Here is a 22,051-nt window from a genome sequence, read left to right on the forward strand (position 1 = left end):
ATAGAATACGACCGATTTCGTCCTGATTTCCATTGTCGCTTTCACCCGCAAGCACCGGTTCGGTGCTCTTGAAAGCGGACATAAATACTGTCACTATATGAGGACAGAAACTCTGGCACTCTACACTTAGGGTTTCAACAGAGCCAGAATTTCGATATATCATAAACCGTATGATGCTATACACTAAATGACGATTTTTACCTGAAGATATAACGGGTATCAATAAAGAAGTTGCAAACTTCCCCTGCACAATTTGGAGTTGCAATTGAGATCACTGTCGATATCATACATACGGGAAGCGGCAAGAAAATCTTAAATGGAATAATAATTTTGAGAGCGGGACTTGAGTACCCCCACATAACGAAAAGAAAAAATGCAGGAGGTCATCAAGATGTTTCTCGGTATGCAAAAACCGAAAATAATTCGGATACTAAATAGAGATTACAAAAAGAAGAGCCCTGGTTTACATCCATACCTTTTCCATCCCACTATTACAGAGTGTAATCCCACTTTGCAAAAAGAGGAATTTCCCAAACGATACCACTTATTGATACTTATGAGTTACGCGGTTGAATTGGTCTTAATCGAGAAACACCCGTCATAACACATGAAAAAAGGAATCAGATTAGAAACCCAGTTGAGCGATAAAGAGGGAAGTTGCCATTCGATGAATCGAGCGTTTCGATTCGTACCAACTGATACCCGTATGCAACCGCTGAGTTTCCAGCCGAAGAAAAGCCAGCAATAAAAGAAAAATGTGACCTCGCTGAACGATTTCTTTGCGTCCCTGGCATCTCTCGATGCCGCAACACGGCTTGATGCCACGGTGGTATACTTCGATGTTCCACCCGAGATCTTTGAATGATTTTCTGTCGGGTTCTGATGAATCGAGGATATCAGTTGCCCAGTGTTCAGCATCTCCATCCGAATGAACAATTCTGAAAACCTTGATGGAATCATATTGGCGCAGGTGAACAACTCTACCTTCAGGAGGTATGTCAATCTCCGAGATTTGACGATTATATGTATGATCCGGATCCACCAACCTGTTGGATTTGAGGCGAGTACACCCGTGCCATTTCAGAGACCGAATCAGTTTCAGGTTGTCGATACTCGAATACCATGAATCAAAGAGAACGCAATCTAGTTGAAACTTTCGTTCATCAGCTGCCCGGATCATATCCCTAAAAGGGTCGTTTTGTTCTTTCCATCTTTCTCAGGATAATAGACCCGAAAATCAGCAAGGACAATCGCTGTTCCATCAGTCCAGATCGTCGATATCAGGTTGATCCCCTGAACGACCCGGTGGTACTTCCCACTCCAGTGCCGGGTTACCATGTCGATCTAATGAGAATAGGGGTTGTCCAAGGTGCTGTCGTCAATTACCAGTACACCTGTGTCATGCACCACCATCCGTTTTGCTTCGTTATACAGCGCCTCCGTGTGGTGAGGCTGCCTCTCTAATAACCGCTTGACGGAATCATGGGCGATTGGTTCTGATTCGTTTGGCAAGCACCGAGATGCTTCCAAGCATGTGCATGTTTGATACGTCGATATGAGAAAGTTGACAAAATCGTTGCTCGTACATTTCGGGGGATTCACGCTCGTTCGATCTCCATTCCGGGTTTGTATTACCCTCAATGGGTCTTCTTAGTTCTTAGATCTTTCGGTCGGAATCAAGTGCGTAAGTCCTAGATACTAACAGGATGTATCGGGAATGAACTATTTATGTTTGTAAAGGGAACTATTGGTAACATACCATGACCATGGATACTCAGTTTCTAACACCAAAAGAAGTGGCAGAGATTCTTGGCGTCCATCAGAAAACTGTGCACCACTGGCTCCGCACCGGAAAACTTGCAGGAACAAAAATTTCCTATCGAGCTTGGCGCATCCCTCGTTCGGCACTGGAAACATTCTTAGTACAGAACAGCAACATACAACCCAAAAATGCCAAGCAGGTAATAAACAGGGAAGACACGGGAATCACTGAAAGTATACGTCAGGAGGATACCGTTGTTCCCATGGCACCCAATACAACACCAGGTTCAAAGATGAAACTGTACATCCGGGATATAATGGGGGAAGATAACAGGGCACCCTAATTAAATAGATAAAATTCGGCTGGATTGATGGCTGGAACAGTACCAGAAAATTATATCGCCATAACCACAAGAAAAATTAAAACAGAATGACCGTACAGAACCGGAATCGGGCGCATGTTCTTCCGAATGTTGATAAAAGGGGAATGCGCGGAATTATACTATATTCTACGTCCGTTGATTTCCACAAATAGATTAGGGCTGCAAAAAAATTATCCAACTGCAATTGTTATCGGATTAAATCGTTTATCGTTCCGGATCTAAATAGTTGGGCTTATTATCCTCTTTTAATTGGATATTGCCAGGCTCGTAAGCCATGTAATTTTATCTTAGCCATGATTTTCGGCGGTTGAACGATTATTCCATCGACCGTTATTATTACAGCAAAAGCCAGTTGAGATCTCTTTTTTCAAAAAGGCAATTGAAACTTTTAACCGGAGACGATCAAAAGGGACGATATCGTCCCGTATTTCCAGGTAGTTATGGTTTCGCAGGAATATCACCCTAGTTTCAGATATTTACTTGATCTGTTCTCATTCTCATCATAGATCTCGTTCTCATCGGGTCCCTTGGTAATGCACTTGTAAGAGGGGAACAGATCATGTAGGTATTATAATCCGAGAGATCGATTACCTGGCTGCTTTTACGTTCTGATAAAACAAAAAGATCGTAAGTATCTCCCATTCCCTCAATAAAAAATACCAATTGCTACGAATTTTGTTTCAAAATTACCCGGATCATAAATGGGTATTAGTGATTTTTTGTTGAATTCACAGAAGAGGAAGGAACCGGCACCATACATGTTTTTGTAAATTCTCCCTGCCTTAGCATTAACAATAAAAAATAATATTTATTCGTTTCAACCCCGTATAAACCGCATATCGCTATATATGAGAGGATCTAATAATGAACCGAACGAGAGAAACGTCATTAATCGGGGATTGACAGAAAAAAACACGGGAGGATCTACGATGGACGACTCGATTATTCAACAGGAGATCAATAAGTACAAAAAATTTAAAAAAGTTGACGGCGCGACATACCGGAAGGTTAACCAGTTCCTGCGTAAACGCACCTATATAACAGCCCGTGAATGGGCTCTTGCACGGTTATGCACAGATTTCCGCACATCCGGGGGCGCCGAGATGACCTTCATAGGGAAGCATCTCCCGGAACTTGTCCCATTTATGGAAGAGCAGTACTCCCCACAGGCTGTAAACCAGGCACGTCATTCATTCAAGAAAAAGGTACGAAAAGCAAGTGCCACCTTTTTCTACGGGGCGATGTGCGGGTTTTTTACCACGGATGAACTTGACGATCTCCTTTTTGAGGCAAGCGAGATCTCACGTTTTCTCTTAGAAGTCGAAGGGACAACTCTCGACATTGATGAGGAGATCGATATCGAAGACCGGATCACCCGTGTGATGAGAAGCGTGGGAGAGTCTGCAAAGACCATACTCAGAACACGGGAAGAGGATGAAACGGTCCTGAAAGCAGACGCAAAGACAAAAGACACGGGAGACCATCCTTCCCCTAAGTCAAATCACCTCCTCGACGAAAACCTAATAGCCCCCTTAGTTAACAATCCTGATATTCCGCTGGAGACAGGATCAAATAAGACATGGCCCTCTCATGAAATCACGCAGGAAAATACACCAGATGTGGAAATCACAAAAGATCACCCCCCGGTCACAATAGACGTTCCATTAACAGATACACCCGGATCCAGTGAAAATAAGTCATCTCGTGATGATACAGTACACAATACCCAGGAGGACGGGATATAAATTATGAAAATCATCCAGGTTTCCGGGCGGGCAAACACCGGAAAGACCACATTTATCCAGAACCTCATCCTGTTGCTTAAATCACGAGGACGTGTCGGGGTAATAAAACATCTGGGAGAGCACGAATACCTGCTGGATGAGGGAAAAGATACAACAATATTTTTTGAAAACGGGGCCGATATATCAGCAGGAATTGATTCCCATAAATCCGTGATTGCTATTCATACAGACAATCTCGACGAGATGCTCCGGTTTTTCAAAAATGATGGCGTAGATTTTGCCGTACTCGAAGGGTTCAAACAACGAAATTTCGCGAAGATCATCATAGGGGATCTTCCCAGTGACACCTGTGTCTTGCGGAACCCAACAGTTGAGCAGGTTATCTCCTCATTATTCCTGTTCGAAGATTATTAAACCAAAAAAACCAGAAGGATCTTAACAAAGATGAAAATAAAAAAAATGCAGAAACGGCTGTTTGGAACAAACGGCGTCCGGGGAGTTATTGGAAAAGAAATCACTCCGGAACTTGCGCTCCGTATTGGCCAGGCGCTTGGCACGATGAGACCGGGGCACATCGCAGTGGGAATGGACACACGGACCTCCGGTCCGACTCTAGCCGATGCACTCAAGGCAGGACTTCTTGCCACAGGATGTGATGTTGTCGATTGCGGAATACTCCCAACACCGGCCCTCCAGTATATCGTAAAAGAGCACTACGATGGGGGGGCAATGATCACGGCCTCTCACAATCCTCCCGAATATAATGGCGTTAAAATTATCGAACCTGATGGTACTGAGATGGGAGATGAAGAAACCATCCGGCTCGAAGAACAGTTATCAGACAAGTCCCTTCCAACTAAACCCTGGGATCGGGTCGGAACTGAGATCGCAGCACCACACCTTATCGAGGAATATATCCAGTCGATTGCCGGCCAGTTCCCGGAAAAACCCGGGAATGGCATGACGGTTGTCGTTGATCCCGGGTCCGGCCCGGCCTGCCAGACAACACCGGCAATTCTGCAGGCACTGGGATGTCGGGTTATCACCATCAACGGGATTATGGACGGGACCTTTCCCGGACGCTTACCGGAGCCATCCCCTGATGGTCTAAAAGGACTGGCAGCACTGGTTGTTGCAAGCAAAGCGGCATTTGGTGTTGCCCATGATGGTGATGCAGACCGTGCGGTATTTATTGATGAGAACGGATCCTTCATAGAAGAAAACAAGGAATTTTCTTTAATCACGCAGCATATCTGCAGGAACGCGAAAGGCACCATTGTTACACCGGTCAGTACATCCCAGGTGGTTGAACTGATCGCCAACAAGGAAGGATGTACTGTCCAGTATACCCCGGTCGGGAGCATCTATGTCGCCCGTACCATGCGGGAACTGATTGCCGGGGGTAAACTGGTCGTATTTGGTGGAGAGGGAAATGGCGGTCTGATCTTCCCGAAGCATCAGTTCTGCCGCGACGGGGGAATGACCGCCGCCACGATGGTCTCACTTCTCGCTACGACCGGCCAGCGTCTCTCATTACTTGTCGCGCAGTTACCAGAGCGGCATATGATAAAAGAAAAAATTGCAACACCGCACGGATCACGTCTCATTGAACTGCTCAATAAACGATATGCACAGGAAAATATTGATTGTACTGACGGCCTAAAAATTAAACGGCAAAATACATGGGCGTTAATCCGGGCATCCGGCACGGAACCACTCATACGCATCATGGTGGATGCCAACGATAAAAAAGCGGGTTCTGCCCTATATCAGGAAATGAAAAATTCAGTATACGAAATTCTCCAGACATTATCCTGACCGGCCTGATTCCTCCCGGTTCAAGATACCGGGATCTTGCTGGCAGTTCCCCGGTCACGGTTTCATTTTTTTCTCCCGCCAACGTAGGATTTATTCATCTCAATCCCCCCCACAGAGAATGAATAAAGATGATTTCGAAAAACTCTCTTTTTGTACGATCTGCAAATAATTTTTCCGTCGTAGATATTTTAGTAAATCCTGCATTTTTGTTAGCTAATCGAAGTCCTCTAAAGTATTTTCGAGGAGGGCATAGGGGGTGCCTGCATCCTATATACAGATCTTCCGGTGTTATCTCGCTCCGTTCCGGTAATGGCTATTACGGGTTTTCAAAATTAGAGAACTACAGGGCGTACTGGTTTTTACAAAACGGGAAATGAAATGTACAGGATTTTTAAGACGCCGGGTCGATGAAGCCATTACAACTCATCGATATGATGTGGTAACCATGAAAAAAGTCCCGTATCTAACCCTGTGTGCCGCCCTGCTTTTCCTGTTTGCCTGTGCGATCCCGGCGAGCGCCGTTATCCTGCAGGTAACGGTCAGAGGAACCGTGGCGGATGTATCTTCTGCGAATAATACCCTCACCCTGTCAGGCCCTTCGCAGTACGGCTGCGACTATGGCTCGGGCACGTCCGCCCCGGTCTGTTCGTGGACGCCGCTGAATGCCTCAACGCTCACCGGTACCCTCCCGGATCCGGCCGCGCTCTCTGTCTTTGCCAAAGGAGATCAGGCAGTCGCGGTGAGCCTTGGCGGCACGGGCGGGACCTGGATTTCGCTTGCGAAACTGTACGGCTCCGGTGCCAGTGCAGACGATGCGACCGATGAGATCGGCGATATCGGGAGCCTCCCGACCGTGCTCATCGGAGATTACACGGTCACCGAAATAACAGCACCAAACTGTTCTGCCTGCACCGGGACGACCTGCACGGCCACAACCTCGAACGTGACGGTCACGAGCGGGAAGATGACCGTTGCACAAAAAACACTCCTCCCCGGACAGTCGCTCTTTTTCAACGGCAGGAACGATGCCTCAAGCGTTAATATCAGTTTCGTGAAAGGTGAGGCATTGTCGGATACGTGTCCCAAGTATGCCGGTCTTATCGGAGGGGTGCAGCCGGTCTCTGATTATATTGTCCACGTGGTTCCCCCCATTGGGATGAAGGTGACAACGACATTCGGGACAACAACAGTCACCTCTCCAGCAGGAGCGGGTGCATCTGTCCAGGCATCTGCCACAACAACCCGGAAAGCAGCCCTGCCGTTTGCCGCGCTCGGGATTCTCGGCGTTGGTATCGCTTCCTTTGCCATGCACCGGCGCAGGAACTAACTTCCTTTTTTAGTAACCGACCGGTACGATCACAATCTCCATGTACCGGTTCGCTGCAATGCTTACCTGATACACACATGATTCCCGTTCCGGATGGTGATCAACCATCACACAGGTAAGAGTCGGCGTGCATGTCTCGATCGCTGGTTCACTCGATCTCGCTGTCGACCGGGCAAAGGACGCCGGCTGCGATGTCTTCCAGCAGTTCACCCGAAACCCCCGGGGCTGGGGGTACAAGCCGCTCTCCGATGACGACGGTGCCCTCTATAAAAAGAAGTGCGCCACCACCGGTCTTCTCCCGGTTGACCACATGCCCTACCTCCCGAATCTTGCCTCGCCAAAACCCGAGATTTATGAGAAGTCCGTCCAGACTCTTACGGCAGAACTTGACCGGTGCGGATGTCTGGGTATCCCGTACCTTGTCACCCATCTCGGCCACCACCTCGGGGACGGTATGGCCGGCGGCAGGGCCCGGGTGATAAAAGCGGTGAATCTGGCACTCGAATCCTCCGATGCAAAGACCATGCTGCTCCTTGAAAACACAGCCGGGGAAAAGAACAGCGTCGGCAGCAGTTTCGAGCATATCGGAGCCATCCTTGCCGGGCTGTCACAGCCCGAACGGATCGGCATCTGCTTTGATACCTGCCACGCGTTCGCCGCCGGCTACGAGCTGCGCACCGAAGAGGGACTCGCCGCAACCCTCGCGCAGTTCGACGAACAGGTGGGTCTTTCACGGCTTAAAGTGATCCACCTCAACGACACCAAGGGCGATCTCGGGAGCGGGCTTGACCGGCACGAACATATCGGCATGGGGTTCATCGGAGAAGACGGGTTCCGGCGCATCCTCCATAACCCGGTCTTTGCACGCCTTCCGCTGGTCTGTGAAACACCTGTTGACGAACGGCGTGATGACCGGGGCAATATCCGGAAAGTGCGCGAACTTGCGGCATAAAAAAACAGGTATGGGTATGATCCCTAAACGGGAGACCAATGCATCTCTATCGTAACACTTTCATCTTCCGGAAAGGGTATTGATCCGGGGGACGTGCACGAAGGTCATACGTATAGAATACAATGTGGCGAGGAATTTTGGCTTTTCCGGGCCATAAACCTATTGTCCCGGACAAGTAGAATCCCTATGAATTACCGTTTATTTCTTCGGGATTTTACCCGGGCCAACTCTTCCCCGTGAGCTGGTTCGCGCGGCCCGCCATTCTCCCACGTCCTTATTATAGTATACTCCCAATAGTTCCTGCACGAAAGCGACATTTGACGGCACTTCAGTGCTGACCGGGAGGGACGGGAGGACGCTCTACGACCAGAGCGGGTACGGGCGCCCCGAGGGAGAATACATACGGCTCGCGCCGCAGGAAGCCCTGTATCTCCTCCACCGCCAGAAGATCGAGGTCCCGGGTTATACCTTCGATACGCTCCTTGCAAAATGTGCCGACCAGCGCAATTTCCTGCGCAGTTTCCTTGTATACCGCGACCTGCGCGAGCGGGGATATGTCGTCCAGACCGGGCCCCATGATTACCGGGTCTTCCGGCGTGGTGAAAAACCGGGCACGGGAGAGTCGCTCTACCTTGTCCGCGTCCTCTCGGAGCGTGACCCGATCCGTTTTACCAAGTTAATTGAAGAAGTGGTCACTTCACGGAACATGCGCAAGCAGTATGTCCTTGCCGTGGTTGACGACGAAGAAGAACTGACCTATTACGAGATCAAGCTCCAGAAACTGGAGGATTCCCCGCTCCCCCTCCCGGCAATCGCCCCGGCAGAAGCGATCCTTGTCGGGAAGTCCGCGATGGTCCGGGTGCCGCCCCAATCGGATCTCGAAAAGGCCGGCTTTGGGAAGCGTCTCGATGACGAACGGCTCATGGTCTCGCCCGTCGAACTCCTGTACCTGATGGATGCCGGTATCCTCCATGCAGAAAAGGATGGCACCAAAATCACCCCCAAAGAATATTTTGCGTTTGCTTCGGATTCCGACCCGGAACTCGCGGAAAAGAGCAAGGTGTATGCTGAACTGCGCCGGCACGATTTCACCCCCCGGACCGGCTACAAGTTCGGCCACCACTTCCGTGTCTACTGTGGGAAGAACGTCCACTCCGACCTTTTGGTACATGCAATTGAGAAAGAAGCGGTCATGCCCATGAGCGTGATCTCGCGGTCGGTCAGGATGGCGCACAGCGTCAAAAAGAAGATGTTATTTGGCTGCGTACATACTACCGGTATCCAGTTCGTCGAATTTGCGCGGATCAAGTTATAATAATTGAGAGCGTTTCCATCATGACAGAACCGCAGTGCAATCCCTGGTCAAGCACCCCCTCCCTTGACGTCGAGAAGACATTTGCCGAGTTCGGCATCGACCCGATAGCGCCGGTCTTAAAAGAGCTCCCCGTGATCCCGTATTTCATGCGCCGGGGAATCGTGGTCGGCCAGCGGGATTACCTCCCGATTGCCCGTGCGATCAGGAACCACACGCCGTTTCATCTCCTGACCGGGTTTATGCCAAGCGGTCACCCGCATCTCGGGCACCTGATGCTCATGCGGGAAGTGGTCTGGCACACGCAGCAGGGAGCAAACGGGTATATCACGATTGCCGACAGGGAAGCACACGCGGTCAGGGGCCTCTCCTGGGAGAAGTGCCGGGAGTTCGGGAAAGAGTACCTCTCCTGCCTTTTTGCCCTCGGTTTTGAAGGGCAGACCTACTTCCAGAGCAAGAACGAGCGGCTCAAGGATCTTGCGTTTGAAGCGGCGACGAAAGTCAATTTCTCCGAACTATCGGCGATCTACGGGTTTGGCCCTGATACAGCGCTCGCCCACGCGGACAGCGTGATCACGCAGGTGGCCGATATCCTGTATCCGCAGATCGACCGGGAGCCGGCCCCGACGCTTGTGCCGGTGGGGATCGACCAGGACCCCCATATCCGGCTCACCCGGGGGATCGCCCACCAGTTCCGGATGTTCACGGTCGAGGAACGTGAAGGGCTCATCAGCGTGCGCTCGAAGAACGCCCCCGAGGAAGCGCTTGAAGCGGTGAAAAAGGCGTTTCCCCACGCGAAGAAATACGAGGGCCACGTGGATATTAAGGGGGCCGAATGCGCCGATGTGAGTTCACGGGTGCGTGAGATCGAGCGGGCCTGCGGAGGATACGGGTTCTATACTCCCTCTTCGACCTACCATATTTTCCTCCCGGGATTGACCGGTGGCAAGATGTCGTCAAGTATCCCGGAGAGCCTCATCTCGTTCTACGAGCCCGAGGCAGCGGTACGAAAGAAAGTGATGAGCGCCCTCACCGGCGGCAGGATGACGCTTGAGGAGCAGAAGAGACTCGGCGGCGAACCGGAGAAGTGCACGCTCTATCTCCTCAACATGTTCCACATGGTGACCGACGATGCACAACTGGCGGAGCTCCACCGGAAGTGCAAGGCGGGAGAGATCACCTGCGGGCAGTGCAAGAAGGAGACAGCGGAACGGGTGATGACGTTCCTCGCAGATTTCAAGGAGAAGATGGACGTGGCAGCAGAGACAATCGAGGTGTGAGAGCAGATGGCGGAACTGACGTTAAACGAGAAGAGGCTGCTTGCCGCGCTTGCAAAGACCGAAACAAAGTCTGTTGAAGTCCCGCAGGTCGCAGCAGCGATGGATGCGACCCCCGAGGCGGTTGTCCAGTGGGCTCACCTCGCGATGGACAACGGGTTCGTGAAGCTCGAACGCATTGTCAATAAATCATATGCATATACGGAGGAAGGAACCACATACCGGGCTGCGGGTCTCCCTGAAACGCAGTTGCTCCGGGCAATAGGAGACGCAGGTATCTCTCTTGCAGAACTCCAGAAATCTCCGGCGTTCAAAATTGGCTTTGGCCAGCTCAGGAAAAAAGGGCTGATCACCGTTAGTGATGGCACCGTGACCAAAGCGCCGGGAGCATCCACCACTGACGATGAAACTGCGCTTGCAGATCCCAGGGCAGCCGGTGCCCGGGCAAAGGAACTTATCAAGCGCAAACTGCTCACCGAAACCGAGGCCGTCAGTTACACGGTTGCGCTCACTCCCGCCGGTGCAACGCTCGCAGCACATGGTTTTAACCTCACAGAAGAGATCGGCACCCTCACCCATGACCAGATCCTCTCCGGGTCATGGAAGAACGCGAGCCTGCGGAAGTACGACATCCACAAGCTGCCAAAGACCGTCTACCCGGGAAAATCCCACCCGTACCAGCGGCTCATTGACGAGATGCGCCAGATCCTGTTAGAGATGGGCTTTACCGAGATGCACGGCGGGATCGTCCAGAGCGCGTTCTGGAACTTCGACGCGCTCTTCCAGCCCCAGGACCACCCGGCCCGTGAGATGCAGGACACCTTTTATCTCATGGAGGAAGCGCCGCTCCCCGAAGGCTGGGAACTCCTCCGCGATATGCACGAGCATGGCGGGGAAACCTCTTCCACCGGCTGGGGTGGGAAGTGGAACCCCAATAAGGCAAAGCAGTGCGTGCTCCGGACCCATACGACGAGTCTTTCCATCCAGTATCTCGTCAACCACCCGGAGCCCCCGGTCAAGGCGTTCTGCATCGGCCGGGTATACCGCCGCGAAGCAATCGACCCCACCCATACGCCCGAGTTCGAGCAGCTCGAAGGGATCGTGATGGACAAGGGCGTCACCTTCCGCCACCTCTTGGGGTTCTTAAAGGAGTTCTACCAGCGGATGGGCTTTGAGGACGTGCGGTTTCGGCCCGGGTTCTTCCCGTACACAGAGCCCTCGGTCGAGCCTGAGATCTATGTCGACGGCCTTGGCTGGGTCGAGATGGGCGGGGCCGGCGTCTTCCGGCAGGAAGTCACCGCACCGTGGGGGGTTACCTATCCTGTGCTCGCATGGGGTCTTGGCGTGAGCCGGGTCGCGATGTTCCGGCTCGGCCTCAAAGATCTCCGCCAGTTATACCAGAGCGACCTCGAATGGATCAGGAACAGCCCGGTCCATGCCCCGGTAAAAGTCGGGAGGAAAGCGTAACATGGCAATCATCAGCCTTTCCTACAAGTATCTCGAACGGCTCACCGGGACCGACAAGGAGACGATTCTCAAGCGTATCCCTATGATCGGCTCCGAGATCGAACGGATCGAGGAGGATCACGTGGACGTTGAGTTCTTCCCCAACCGTCCCGATCTCTTCTCGGTTGAAGGCGCTGCCCGTGCGATGCGGGGATTTCTCGGGATCGAAACCGGTCTCCCGAAGTACTCGGTAAAACCTTCCGGGATAAAGTTCACCATCGACCCGAAGCTCGCCGGTATCCGGCCCTGCCTCGGTTCTGCGATCATACGGAATGTCTCCTTTGACGACGAATCGATCCTCTCGGTCATGACGCTCCAGGAAGCGCTGCACTGGGCGGTCGGACGGGGTCGGAGTAAGGTCGCCATCGGTATTCACGACCTCGACACGATAACGCCCCCGTTCCATTACACTGCCTCGCCACGGAGCAGGAAGTTTGTTCCGCTCGATTTCACCAAAGAACTCACGCTCGATGGCATCCTTACCGAGCACCCGAAGGGAAAGGACTATGCGAAGATCGTGAAGGATTTCCCGCTCTTCCCTCTGATCACCGATGACGAAGATCATGTCTGCTCGTTCCCGCCGATTATCAACGGCGAGCGGACCCGGGTGACGACGAAGACAAAGAACATCCTCCTCGATGTGACCGGTACCGACCAGCGTGCGGTCAATGTCGCGGCAAACATCATCTGCACCGCGATGGCAGAAGCCGGTGCGACCATCGAGAGCGTTGAGATAAACGGCGTCGCGACTCCCAGCCTCGCTCCCACGGAACGCACCGTGAGCGTCCGTGAGTGCTGCGAGCTTGTCGGTCTCGAACTGACCGCCCCGCAGATGGCAGCGCTCCTGGAAAAGATGCGGTTTGGCGCCCAGCCGGTCGGGAGTGACCGGGTGAAAGTGCAGGTCCCCTGTTTCCGGGCCGATATCATGCACGACTGGGACCTCTTCGAGGATGTCGCCATTGCCTACGGGTACGAGAACTTTGACGTCCAGATCCCTCCGACCTTCTCTATCGGGAAGGAGCATATGGCAAACACAGTCGCCGACCAGGCACGCACGATCCTCTCGGGGATCGGGTACCTGGAGATGATGCCGTTCACGCTCACCAATGAACGGGTGCTCTCCGATTACCTACGGCGCCCCCGCTCGCCGCATGTGCTGCACCTCATGCACCCGATAAGCGAGGAGTACACGGTCGTCCGTACCGATATCCTGCCGCTCCTTTTAGAGATGCTCCAGGTCAACCGGCACCGCGAGCTGCCGCAGCGGATCTTTGCGACCGGCGATGTTGTGGCAGATCTCCTGACCACGCAGCAGCTTGCAGCGGCGAGCACCCACCCGACAGCGGATTTCTCGGAGGCCTACGCCCATGTGGATGCGATGCTCCGGGAACTTGGCATCAGTTACACGGTGGAAGAATCAAAAGACGATGCGTTTATCGATGGCAGGAGAGCCGATATTATCGTTAACGGGAAAAAAGTCGGCGTGTTCGGCGAGATTCATCCCGCCGTTCTCACCGCGTTTGAACTGGAACACCCGGTCGCAGCGTTCGAGCTCGATCTCAGAGCCGTACCGGGATATCCCGCTTCGAAAGATACTCTTTTACGTCTCGGACAGTAAATTTGCCGTAGTGAAAGACGCTTGCCGCAAGGCAGGCGTCTGCTTTTCCTTTGGTAAACCCATCGTAGAAATGTTCGAGTGTCCCGACACCGCCGCTTGCGATCACCGGGATATTTGCCGATTCCGAGATCGCCCGGGTGATCGCGAGATCAAACCCGTTTTTCGTCCCGTCGGTCTCCATGCTCGTTAAGAGGATCTCCCCGGCGCCGCGCTCCTCTGCCTCTTTTGCCCAGCGCACCGCGTTGATGCCGGTCGGCTTGCTCCCGCCGTAGATCACGACCTCATACCAGCAGGTGCGGCCATCGGCGAGGGTGACCGGGATCGCGGCTGCATTTTCCGTGAAGTTCCGGCGGACGTCCATCGCGACCACGATGCATTGCGTCCCGAAGGACTCCGCGCCTTTCGTGATCAGGGTCGGGTCGTGCACGGCGCTCGTATTCAGGCTCACCTTGTCGGCGCCGGCCCGGAGGATCTGCTGGATATCTTCGAGTGACTTCAGGCCGCCCCCGACTGTGAGCGGCAGGAAGAGCCGGTCTGCCGCACGCTGGATCAGGTCGATGATAATGCCGCGTTTCTCTTTTGAGGCGGTGATATCCAGAAATACGACCTCATCTGCTCCCTGTTCGTTGTAGCGCTCGGCCAATTCCACCGGGTCGCCGGCGTCCCGGAGCCCCAGGAAATTTGTCCCTTTTACGACCCTGCCATCCTTTAAGTCGAGGCAGGGGATGATCCGTCGCGTGAGCACCATTTCATTCCTGTTTTCTCCTGCAAAGGCTATTTACCTATCTGACTGACTCCTGCCGCTCCACGCGGGGAAGTTTATGTGCATTGGTCGCCCTAATGAATGGGTACGTAGCAAACTGACGCCTGCCACGGGCGGGTGCAAAAAAGGAGTTTTTTATGAGTACCGGGAAACTGAAAATTGACTGGGCGGCACAGTACATGCCGGTGCTTGCCTCGATTAAAAAGCAGTTCGAGAAGGATAAGCCCTTCAAGGGCATGACGATTGGCATGGCCCTCCATGTCGAGGCAAAGACCGCAAACCTCGTCCAGACGCTCGCCGCCGGTGGGGCAAAGGTCTACATCACCGGGTGCAACCCACTCTCCACGCAGGACGATGTGGCTGAAGCATTGAACCATGTCAAGAATGTGCACTGCTTTGCAAAACGCGGCTGCACGGTCGAAGAGTATTACGCGGCAATCGAGCAGGTGCTCGACGCTGCACCGTCCATTACCATCGACGATGGGATGGATCTCATCCACTACCTGCACACAAAAAGGCGCGAACTCTTAAAGAAAGTGATCGGCGGCTGCGAAGAAACTACGACCGGTATCCACCGGCTCCGTGCGATGGCGGCCGAGAAGAAACTCGAGTTCCCGGTCGTCGCGGTCAACGACACCCCGATGAAGCGGTTCTTTGACAACGTGCACGGGACCGGGGAGAGCGTGCTCTCATCGATCATGATCACCACGAACGCGCTTATCGCCGGCAAGTATTTCGTCGTGGCCGGGTATGGGTTCTGCGGGCGTGGCCTGGCAAAGAAGGCACATGGTCTTGGCGCAAAAGTCGTTGTCACCGAAGTCGACCCGCGCCGTGCCCTTGAGGCACATATGGACGGCTACCATGTCATGACCATGGATCAGGCAGCAGAGATCGGCGACATCTTTGTCACGACAACGGGTAACACGAGCGTGATCGGGAAGAACCAGTTCGGGAAACTTAAGGCAGGAGCGATCCTTGCAAACGCCGGTCACTTCAATGTCGAGATCGACGTCGCGTGGCTTGAAAAACACGCGGACTCGACCGTCGAGCGCGACGGGATTGTCACCTATTTCCTTAAGGGAAAACCGGTTCACGTGCTTGCCGAAGGCCGGCTTGTGAACCTTGCCACACCAAAGGGTATGGGTCACCCCATCGAGGTCATGGACTTAAGTTTCGCGCTCCAGGCGCTCTGCACCCGGTACATCGCAGAACACGGTTCATCCCTCAAGGGCGGAGTCTACGAAGTCCCCAATGAGATCGACGAGCAGGTTGCCCGTCTCAAGCTCGCATCGCTTGGCCTTTCCATCGACGAGCTGAGTGCCGCCCAGAAAAAATACCAGTGCAGCTGGGATATCGGGACATAAATTCCCGTGTCTCCAGATCTCGCTTTTTTTAGATCCTTGTTTTATCCTTCCCGGGCCGCGTAGAGATATTCCTGCGCGTACCCGGAGTATTCCCCGAAATGCTTCCTTGCGAACCTCCGTATCGTGTCGTACTCCCAGCCGGTCAGCGCAGAATCGTTTGAAAGCGTCGTGATGTAATGATCCCGCATGATCCGCCGGATCCAGACATCGACCGGGAATGATTCGTATTTCTGGAACGCGAAGAGCAGGACGCAGTCCGCCGCCTTTGGCCCGATACCGGAGAACTTCATCATCTGTCGGCGGGCATCCTCGTACGGCAGTGCCGCGATCTCCTCAGCCCACTCTTTTTTTGCCGCAACATCGCAGGCGGTGTTGAACACGTAGGGCGTGCGGTAGCCCAGTTTGCAGATGGCAAGATCCGCGTTCCCCCCGGAACAGGAGAGTTTTGCCGGATCGGGAAACGAGAAGTACGCCATTTTTCCGCACCTGACCTCATCGCCGAACTGCTGCGCGATGGTCGCGATCCGGCGCCGGATCATCGGGATATTGGAATTTGTCGCGCAGATATAGGAACAGAGACATTCCCACGGGGGCTGCCGGACGAGGCGCAGGCCCCTGCACCGTTCGATTGCCCCGTGGATGAACGGGTCGCGGTCGATTGCGTCAAGGATTTTTTCAAGGTCAAGGTCAAGCGAGAAATAGTGCCGGATAAATGCCTCATCCGCGCCTTCGAACACGAGGGTCGTGCCCTCCTGTCGGCATCGGATCACCCGGTTCCCGACAATCCCGCACCACCAGCCATCGCTCCCGCGATCCCAGCGGAAGACCTGCCCGCACCCGAGTGTCTGGTCAAGGGAGAACGGCTGGTCCGGGTGAAGTATGATCCGAGGCATGATCTGTTTTATCCTGTCAGATATCTGCGTTTGAACTTTTTAGAATATGGCCCGGGGACTGACGTGAACTCCTAGGTTTACTGTTAAGGATATCGTGCAACATTTTTTCAGGCAGGCCAAAAAAGGAACGGATAGACTTTTAATATATAAATTATCAGTTCTTTTCATGGAATTAACTGAAACCCTCAAGACATTTATCGAAGAAGGCGGCGACTGGGAACGTAAAGCAACCTCGCTTGCCGGCGTCTCCATCATCCGGCTGCCTGCCATGAAAAACCGCCCTGCCTCCCTTGCGATCGATATCAATCCCCTCAATGAGAACGGCCTTCCCATGAAAAAGAAGGGAATCATGATCATGAACGCCGCCGAGCTTGCGGCATTCCGGGCGATCTTTAACAACGATAAGATGAACAGTCTCATGGGAGCGCTCGAAGATGTCCTCCCTGAGCGCAAAACCGCGGCAAAAGCTAAAAAAGCGGATGTCTTGCAGCTGTAACCTGAGATAAACCGCGAAGATGACGGTACCCTTCGGAGTGATACGTATAAAATTTCTGCCGATCATTTCGGTTTTAATCCTCGCTCTTGTACTGGCGGGTGCCGGGTGCCTCGGTACCGGGATCCCCGCCGACAACAAGACGGCACCCCCGGCGGTATTTGTCGATTATCACCGGGCCGGGGGTATCGCCGGTGTCAATGACCGTCTCGTGATCTTTGATAACGGGGTGGCGGTCGTCTCCGGGCGGTCCACCAGTGCCGTGATAGCCCTGAATGAAACCGATATTGCACTCATTTCTGCGCTGTTTAACCAGACCCAGTTCTGGCAGCTCCAGACCAACTATTCGGCTCCTCACAGCAGTGCAGACCTGATGACGTATACGATCAGTTATCATGGCAAGACGGTGACTGCTGCGGAAACCGCCATGCCCCCGTCGCTCAAGACTGTGGTTGGGGAACTGGACCGGATTCTCCAGAGTGTCAGCCCGCAGAAGTCCGCTTATCCCACGCTGGGGCTCACCCGATAGTACATGGCGGTTCCGGTGGTTTATCCAATCCAAACCTTTTTTGAGACGACATCCTGAAGGGAGCACCCTGTCAGAGTACCCTCGTAAGCCCGGACAAATACGGTCAATCGTGTCCTCTCACGGTGACTTTTTTTAAGATGTTCCGGCCTCCCGACCGTATCCGGATTTTAAAAAGAGTGATTATTCGTGTTTATACATGCACGACTGCACATCGTGGCCAAGTTTGCCGATGGCATCGGCACGGCAGCGCTGGCAGTGCCGCATCTGCTTGACATACTTCGAGCAGGCGTCCTGCATCTTCTTTTTCATCTCGGGTGTGGGTGGGATAATGTCGGCGAACTTGTACTGGGCGATCAGCGGGATGAGGTTGAAGGTATAGACGCCCATCTCGCCGACCTTCTTTGCGATATCCACGATATGATCCTCGTTGATGCCCGGGATATAGACCGTGTTTACCTTGACGATCATATGCCGTTCCACGGCCATCTCAATACCCTTTAACTGCTGCGAGAGGAGAAGTTTTGCCGCTTCGATTCCCGTATACCGTTTGCCCTTGTAATCGACGAACTGGTAGATCTTTGCCCCGATTGCCGGGTCGATCGCGTTGAGCGTGACCGTGATATTGCCGACGTCATACTTCTGGAGCAGGTCGATCTTGTCCGGCAGGAGGAGACCGTTTGTGCTGATACACTTGATGACGCCCGGGTACTCCTCGTGGAGTCTTTTGAGCGTCTCAAAGGTCTCTTCGTTTGCCAGCGGATCGCCGGGCCCTGCAATGCCGACAACCTTGATGTAATCATATTTTTTGACGACTTTTTTTACCATGTCCATGGCTTCTTCAGGATTCAGCACCTGGGTGGTCACCCCGGGCCTGCTCTCGTTAACGCAGTCAAAATCCCGGATACAGTAGTTGCACTGGATATTGCATTTCGGCGCGACGGGGATGTGACAGCGTCCGAATGAATGGCACGCCTTCTCGGAAAAGCAGGGGTGCTCCTGTATTTTTCGCATCTGCGCAGGATCCCACTGGACTTTTTTCCCTGCGACGTCAGCGGTCGGTAGTTCGTCGGACATAGGCTCTACTTTTAAAATGCGTTCTTCAGGTATAAATAAAGTACAATCGGGGTAGTCGTATCGGAAATGGCCCCGGATCCGATCGGATTTTTCGTGCAGCAGGGGTTATCCGGTGTCGTCCTTTTTGCGAGAGAAGTCCCTGCGGGTAAATACTCTTGAAAAGTCAGGATTGACGATATACACCGGGAACGTACCGAATATGGTCTTTTTCTCGACCTGGTAGATCTGGGCTTCCAGCAGGAGTTCTGTTGCTTTGTACAGGGTCTCCTCCGAGACCTTCACGGCACCCGGGGCCGATTCGTCTGCACCAGTCCCTTTTGTGAGTTCTGCCTGCTGGAGAAGGCGTTCGGCTTTGTTCTGCGAGAATTTAATTAAGAGATCGCGGCTGGTGATCCCGTGGATATACCTGAAGATAAAATAGAGCGGCACAAGGGCTGTCGCAACTGCGATGACAAGGTGCCCAATCTCATCGAACTCCGAGACCGAGAGGACGTTGTTTACCGTTACCCCCGGAAGAAGGATGATGGTCGAGATAATACAGATGAGGGCAAGGGCTGTTCCCACGAGAAAGAGAAACGAGACGACCGATCCCGGGATGTTTCTTTTGATCAGGTGGTCTTTTACCCCCGATACATCAGTGAAAAATTCCGTTGAATACGGCTCCAGTTTCCAGACCAGGAAATAAAAGACGATGATGGCAGCGGACTGGAAGAGCACGATCCCGGTGTGGGAGGATGAGAGTGTCCCATTGCCATGCAGTACCAGGACAAGGATGATGTCGAGAGTGAAGATAAGGGAGAACCCGTAAAAGAGCGGGCGGCAGTTGATAAAGAATGCGTTGAGAAAGATGCGGGTAAACCGGGTGGTGCTCCTGATAAATCCCGTCTCTTTGAGGCCGGCAACATATTGGCGGATCTCGTTTTGCGGGGTCTGGGAGCGTTTTATGGTGCGGGGGATGAGCAGGGTGATAAAATAAAACATAAACAGGAAGAAACTCGCCGTGATGAGGATCAGCGGGTAGTCCGGGCTCCTGAAGAAGTAGATGATATTGATAAGGACGGCCACGCCGAGGATAATGAGAGTGACCCTCCCCGAGGTACCCGAGGCGTACAGGCGCTGCTGGCGCTCCTTTTCCTCGGTGATTTCCGCCCGGATTATCTTATTTAAGGTCGATATCGCACCTGATGGTGCTGTGGTGTCTTCTTTTTCCACGCTCTTCCTCCCGGTATTCGTCCGGTCAAGTCTGTACTGTACATCGAAAGGCAAGGGTATATTGTTTACCGGCAAATTCTAGATATGAGCACTATGAAGAAATCAGAGAAACTCAAAGGCAAGGAAAAAGTAGCTGCAAAGAAGCGGCAGTACAAACTGGTGGGAGTTGTGGCCATCGTTGCAATTGTCGTTATCTGCGCGGCGGCCTATCTTGTGGTATTCAACCCGTTTACCGTGGCTGAAGCGGGAGATACGGTGAATGTTACGTATACCCTTATGTTCGACAATAAGACGGTCTATCAAACCAATGTCAACACTTCCCCTCTTACATTCACAGTCGGGAGCGGCCAAGTGCTTCCCGGTGTTGATACCGCGGTGCGCGGGATGAAACAGAATGAGAAAAAGACGGTGACAATTCCCGCTGACCAAGCTTATATTTATAACCCGGATCTTGTAGAAATTGTCCCTAAAAGTCTGTTCCAGACAAACGAGCCAATATATCCTGGTGAAAAAGCCTATTTCCGTAGCACTACTGGAAGTGTAATCCCAGTTGTCGTACTCAACGTTACCGATGCGGGAGTAGCAGTGGATGCTAATAGCCCACTTGTTGGTCAGAACCTTACCTTTGATATTCAGGTTACCTCCATCAAGAAGGGAAGTTCCGGCAGCACTGCGACGGCAACCTCCTGAACTTTTTTTTAAATTAAGTCTTATCCTTAACAACAAGGCCAGACTTTTTTTCCAGAATCCCCGGCTCATGTTCTGGATATTTCCGTTCGGCCCTCCCGGCGCATGACGGCATCCCTGTAACCTGTGTCCCATCTGGGGAATGCCGGAAGATCGGGACGGGTGGTATCCGGGGTTCCCCGGGCACACAACCGATAAGCCTGCAACCATTTATCCTGCCACTCCCTATCCTGATTTATGCCATATCAGGGGCACATCCACATCATTGCCGCAGGTGAAAACCTCCCCGCCACCTACACCGCATCGTTCCGGGATTATCCCGCTATCACCAGGGCGTACGTCTTTACCGACAGTATCGTCTTTCACAAACACGCGGATCCCGGTATCGAGAAGGCGCGGCAGGCGGTACGAAGCGCGATCTCCGTATCGAAAAACACGTCAACTGCCCTTGGCATCCCGTTTTACGATGAGGTTATTTTCCCTCCAGCCTACGATTCCGTCCGCGACGCACTCACCCGGATTCACCGGGAATATCCCACGGCGCGTTACACCTTCGATTGTGCAGGCGGGTCGCCGGCGCTTGGCATGGCGCTCTTTGCCCTTGCCCCGTGGGTGGGCGGCAGCGTCCGGGCGGCATTCGATGAAAAGGTCATGCGGGCCGTCCCGCTCCCGGATCAGTCCCCCACGGGCCTCATCGCAAATCCCAACTACCAGACAATCCTCGCGCTACTCATCAGGCATGGCAAAAACGAGAAGAAAACCACCGCCTTTGTTCCCGTCCAGCGGCAGTATCTCTACGATCAACTCTGGCCGCTCTACGTAATGGCCCGGGCCAAAAAAGATCCCCCGGCCGCGACCTACAAGAAAGGAAGGAAGGCGGCAGATGAGCTGAGCCAGCAGACGTTTTCCGATTTTATGGCCGGACTCGTGAAAAATGGCCTTGCGGGAATAGATGTCCTGGACACGAACCGTAAGGAGAAGTTCTACCGGATAACTGAAAAGGGGGAGATGGCATTCCGGTTTGGGTCCGACCCGGCCACAAACACGCTGGTCAAAACCGTACTGGAATCGCTCTAGAAAAAGCGAAAGGGCCGGCAACGATCCGGCAAAAATAATTTCGGTGCTAAAAAGAGGTGTAAGTTAGCCAGCCGATTATCGGATAATTATCCGATAATCGGATGTACATCTGACTACTGATATTTTTCTCCGACGTGAAATTTTCGGCAGTTCCGATTTTTTAAGAAAAAAATCCGGATTGCCCGGGCCGGTAAAAATTTTCGCGGCGAAAAAAATTCCGGTTTTTTCTTTTTTGGTGAGAAAAAAATCATGCAGAGGGG

19 protein-coding genes and 1 pseudogene are annotated in these 22,051 nt (G+C 52.9%); 15 read left to right on the plus strand and 5 right to left on the minus strand.

From position 1 onward, the window contains the following. Window positions 1-625 precede the first annotated feature (625 nt). Window positions 626-1,632: pseudogene (locus WCX19_RS08800) on the minus strand (transposase). A 128-nt stretch (window positions 1,633-1,760) separates the two neighbouring features. On the opposite strand from WCX19_RS08800, the gene WCX19_RS08805 reads away from it, so the two are divergent. The 10 genes from WCX19_RS08805 to pheT all read left to right on the plus strand — a co-directional run bounded on the left by WCX19_RS08805 (window position 1,761) and on the right by pheT (window position 13,699). After that, a complete protein-coding gene (locus WCX19_RS08805) occupies window positions 1,761-2,105 on the plus strand; it encodes a helix-turn-helix domain-containing protein (protein ID WP_373007232.1) in 345 nt (114 codons plus the stop codon). A 968-nt stretch (window positions 2,106-3,073) separates the two neighbouring features. Continuing rightward, window positions 3,074-3,889 (plus strand): DUF5806 family protein, encoded by an 816-nt coding sequence (locus tag WCX19_RS08810; protein ID WP_373007234.1) that lies wholly within the window; start codon window positions 3,074-3,076, stop codon window positions 3,887-3,889. A gap of 3 nt (window positions 3,890-3,892) precedes the next feature. Beyond that, on the plus strand, window positions 3,893-4,303 hold the full coding sequence (gene mobB, locus WCX19_RS08815) for a molybdopterin-guanine dinucleotide biosynthesis protein B (protein WP_373007236.1): 411 nt from the start codon (window positions 3,893-3,895) through the stop codon (window positions 4,301-4,303). Window positions 4,304-4,333: 30 nt separating this feature from the next. Then, the gene (gene glmM / locus WCX19_RS08820) at window positions 4,334-5,707 is read left to right on the plus strand and encodes a phosphoglucosamine mutase (protein ID WP_373007238.1); all 1,374 of its coding nucleotides are present in this window, start codon (window positions 4,334-4,336) and stop codon (window positions 5,705-5,707) included. Between the two features lie 445 nt (window positions 5,708-6,152). Further along, complete coding sequence (locus WCX19_RS08825) at window positions 6,153-7,034, plus strand: hypothetical protein (protein ID WP_373007240.1); 882 nt, start codon at window positions 6,153-6,155, stop codon at window positions 7,032-7,034. Window positions 7,035-7,161: 127 nt separating this feature from the next. Then, window positions 7,162-7,986 carry a deoxyribonuclease IV gene (locus tag WCX19_RS08830; protein ID WP_373007242.1) on the plus strand — a complete coding sequence of 275 codons (825 nt, stop codon included), beginning with the start codon at window positions 7,162-7,164 and terminating at the stop codon, window positions 7,984-7,986. A gap of 331 nt (window positions 7,987-8,317) precedes the next feature. Beyond that, a complete protein-coding gene (gene endA, locus WCX19_RS08835; protein ID WP_373007244.1) occupies window positions 8,318-9,301 on the plus strand; it encodes a tRNA-intron lyase in 984 nt (327 codons plus the stop codon). Window positions 9,302-9,321: 20 nt separating this feature from the next. Beyond that, a complete protein-coding gene (locus WCX19_RS08840; protein WP_373007246.1) occupies window positions 9,322-10,578 on the plus strand; it encodes a tryptophan--tRNA ligase in 1,257 nt (418 codons plus the stop codon). 6 nt (window positions 10,579-10,584) lie between these two features. Next, window positions 10,585-12,042 carry a phenylalanine--tRNA ligase subunit alpha gene (locus WCX19_RS08845; protein WP_373007248.1) on the plus strand — a complete coding sequence of 486 codons (1,458 nt, stop codon included), beginning with the start codon at window positions 10,585-10,587 and terminating at the stop codon, window positions 12,040-12,042. Between the two features lies 1 nt (window position 12,043). After that, a complete protein-coding gene (gene pheT, locus WCX19_RS08850; RefSeq protein ID WP_373007250.1) occupies window positions 12,044-13,699 on the plus strand; it encodes a phenylalanine--tRNA ligase subunit beta in 1,656 nt (551 codons plus the stop codon). On the opposite strand, the gene hisF is transcribed toward pheT, so the two are convergent. After that, the gene (hisF, locus tag WCX19_RS08855) at window positions 13,641-14,447 is read right to left on the minus strand and encodes an imidazole glycerol phosphate synthase subunit HisF (RefSeq protein WP_373007252.1); all 807 of its coding nucleotides are present in this window, start codon (window positions 14,445-14,447) and stop codon (window positions 13,641-13,643) included. The genes pheT and hisF overlap by 59 nt on opposite strands. A gap of 152 nt (window positions 14,448-14,599) precedes the next feature. Between hisF and WCX19_RS08860 the strand changes: the two genes are divergently transcribed. Continuing rightward, window positions 14,600-15,826 carry an adenosylhomocysteinase gene (locus tag WCX19_RS08860; protein ID WP_373007254.1) on the plus strand — a complete coding sequence of 409 codons (1,227 nt, stop codon included), beginning with the start codon at window positions 14,600-14,602 and terminating at the stop codon, window positions 15,824-15,826. Between the two features lie 41 nt (window positions 15,827-15,867). Here the strand turns inward: WCX19_RS08860 and WCX19_RS08865 are convergent, their stop codons facing one another. Beyond that, on the minus strand, window positions 15,868-16,719 hold the full coding sequence (locus WCX19_RS08865) for a DNA-3-methyladenine glycosylase (protein ID WP_373007256.1): 852 nt from the start codon (window positions 16,717-16,719) through the stop codon (window positions 15,868-15,870). Window positions 16,720-16,885: 166 nt separating this feature from the next. Between WCX19_RS08865 and WCX19_RS08870 the strand changes: the two genes are divergently transcribed. Next, window positions 16,886-17,215 (plus strand): hypothetical protein, encoded by a 330-nt coding sequence (locus WCX19_RS08870; protein ID WP_373007258.1) that lies wholly within the window; start codon window positions 16,886-16,888, stop codon window positions 17,213-17,215. A gap of 37 nt (window positions 17,216-17,252) precedes the next feature. Beyond that, window positions 17,253-17,741, plus strand: a complete 489-nt coding sequence (locus tag WCX19_RS08875; protein ID WP_373007259.1) for a hypothetical protein — start codon at window positions 17,253-17,255, stop codon at window positions 17,739-17,741. A gap of 180 nt (window positions 17,742-17,921) precedes the next feature. On the opposite strand, the gene nifB is transcribed toward WCX19_RS08875, so the two are convergent. Both nifB and WCX19_RS08885 read right to left on the minus strand, forming a co-directional pair. After that, window positions 17,922-18,815 carry a nitrogenase cofactor biosynthesis protein NifB gene (nifB, locus tag WCX19_RS08880; RefSeq protein ID WP_373007261.1) on the minus strand — a complete coding sequence of 298 codons (894 nt, stop codon included), beginning with the start codon at window positions 18,813-18,815 and terminating at the stop codon, window positions 17,922-17,924. A 105-nt stretch (window positions 18,816-18,920) separates the two neighbouring features. Further along, complete coding sequence (locus WCX19_RS08885) at window positions 18,921-20,027, minus strand: hypothetical protein (RefSeq protein WP_373007263.1); 1,107 nt, start codon at window positions 20,025-20,027, stop codon at window positions 18,921-18,923. A gap of 93 nt (window positions 20,028-20,120) precedes the next feature. Between WCX19_RS08885 and WCX19_RS08890 the strand changes: the two genes are divergently transcribed. After that, complete coding sequence (locus WCX19_RS08890; protein ID WP_373007265.1) at window positions 20,121-20,717, plus strand: peptidylprolyl isomerase; 597 nt, start codon at window positions 20,121-20,123, stop codon at window positions 20,715-20,717. A gap of 234 nt (window positions 20,718-20,951) precedes the next feature. Beyond that, window positions 20,952-21,791, plus strand: coding sequence for a hypothetical protein (locus tag WCX19_RS08895; RefSeq protein ID WP_373007267.1), 840 nt, complete (start codon window positions 20,952-20,954; stop codon window positions 21,789-21,791). Window positions 21,792-22,051: the final 260 nt, after the last annotated feature.

The sequence above is a fragment of the Methanoregula sp. genome, assembly GCF_041663825.1.
In the GTDB taxonomy this organism is placed as follows: Archaea; Halobacteriota; Methanomicrobia; order Methanomicrobiales; family Methanospirillaceae; genus Methanoregula.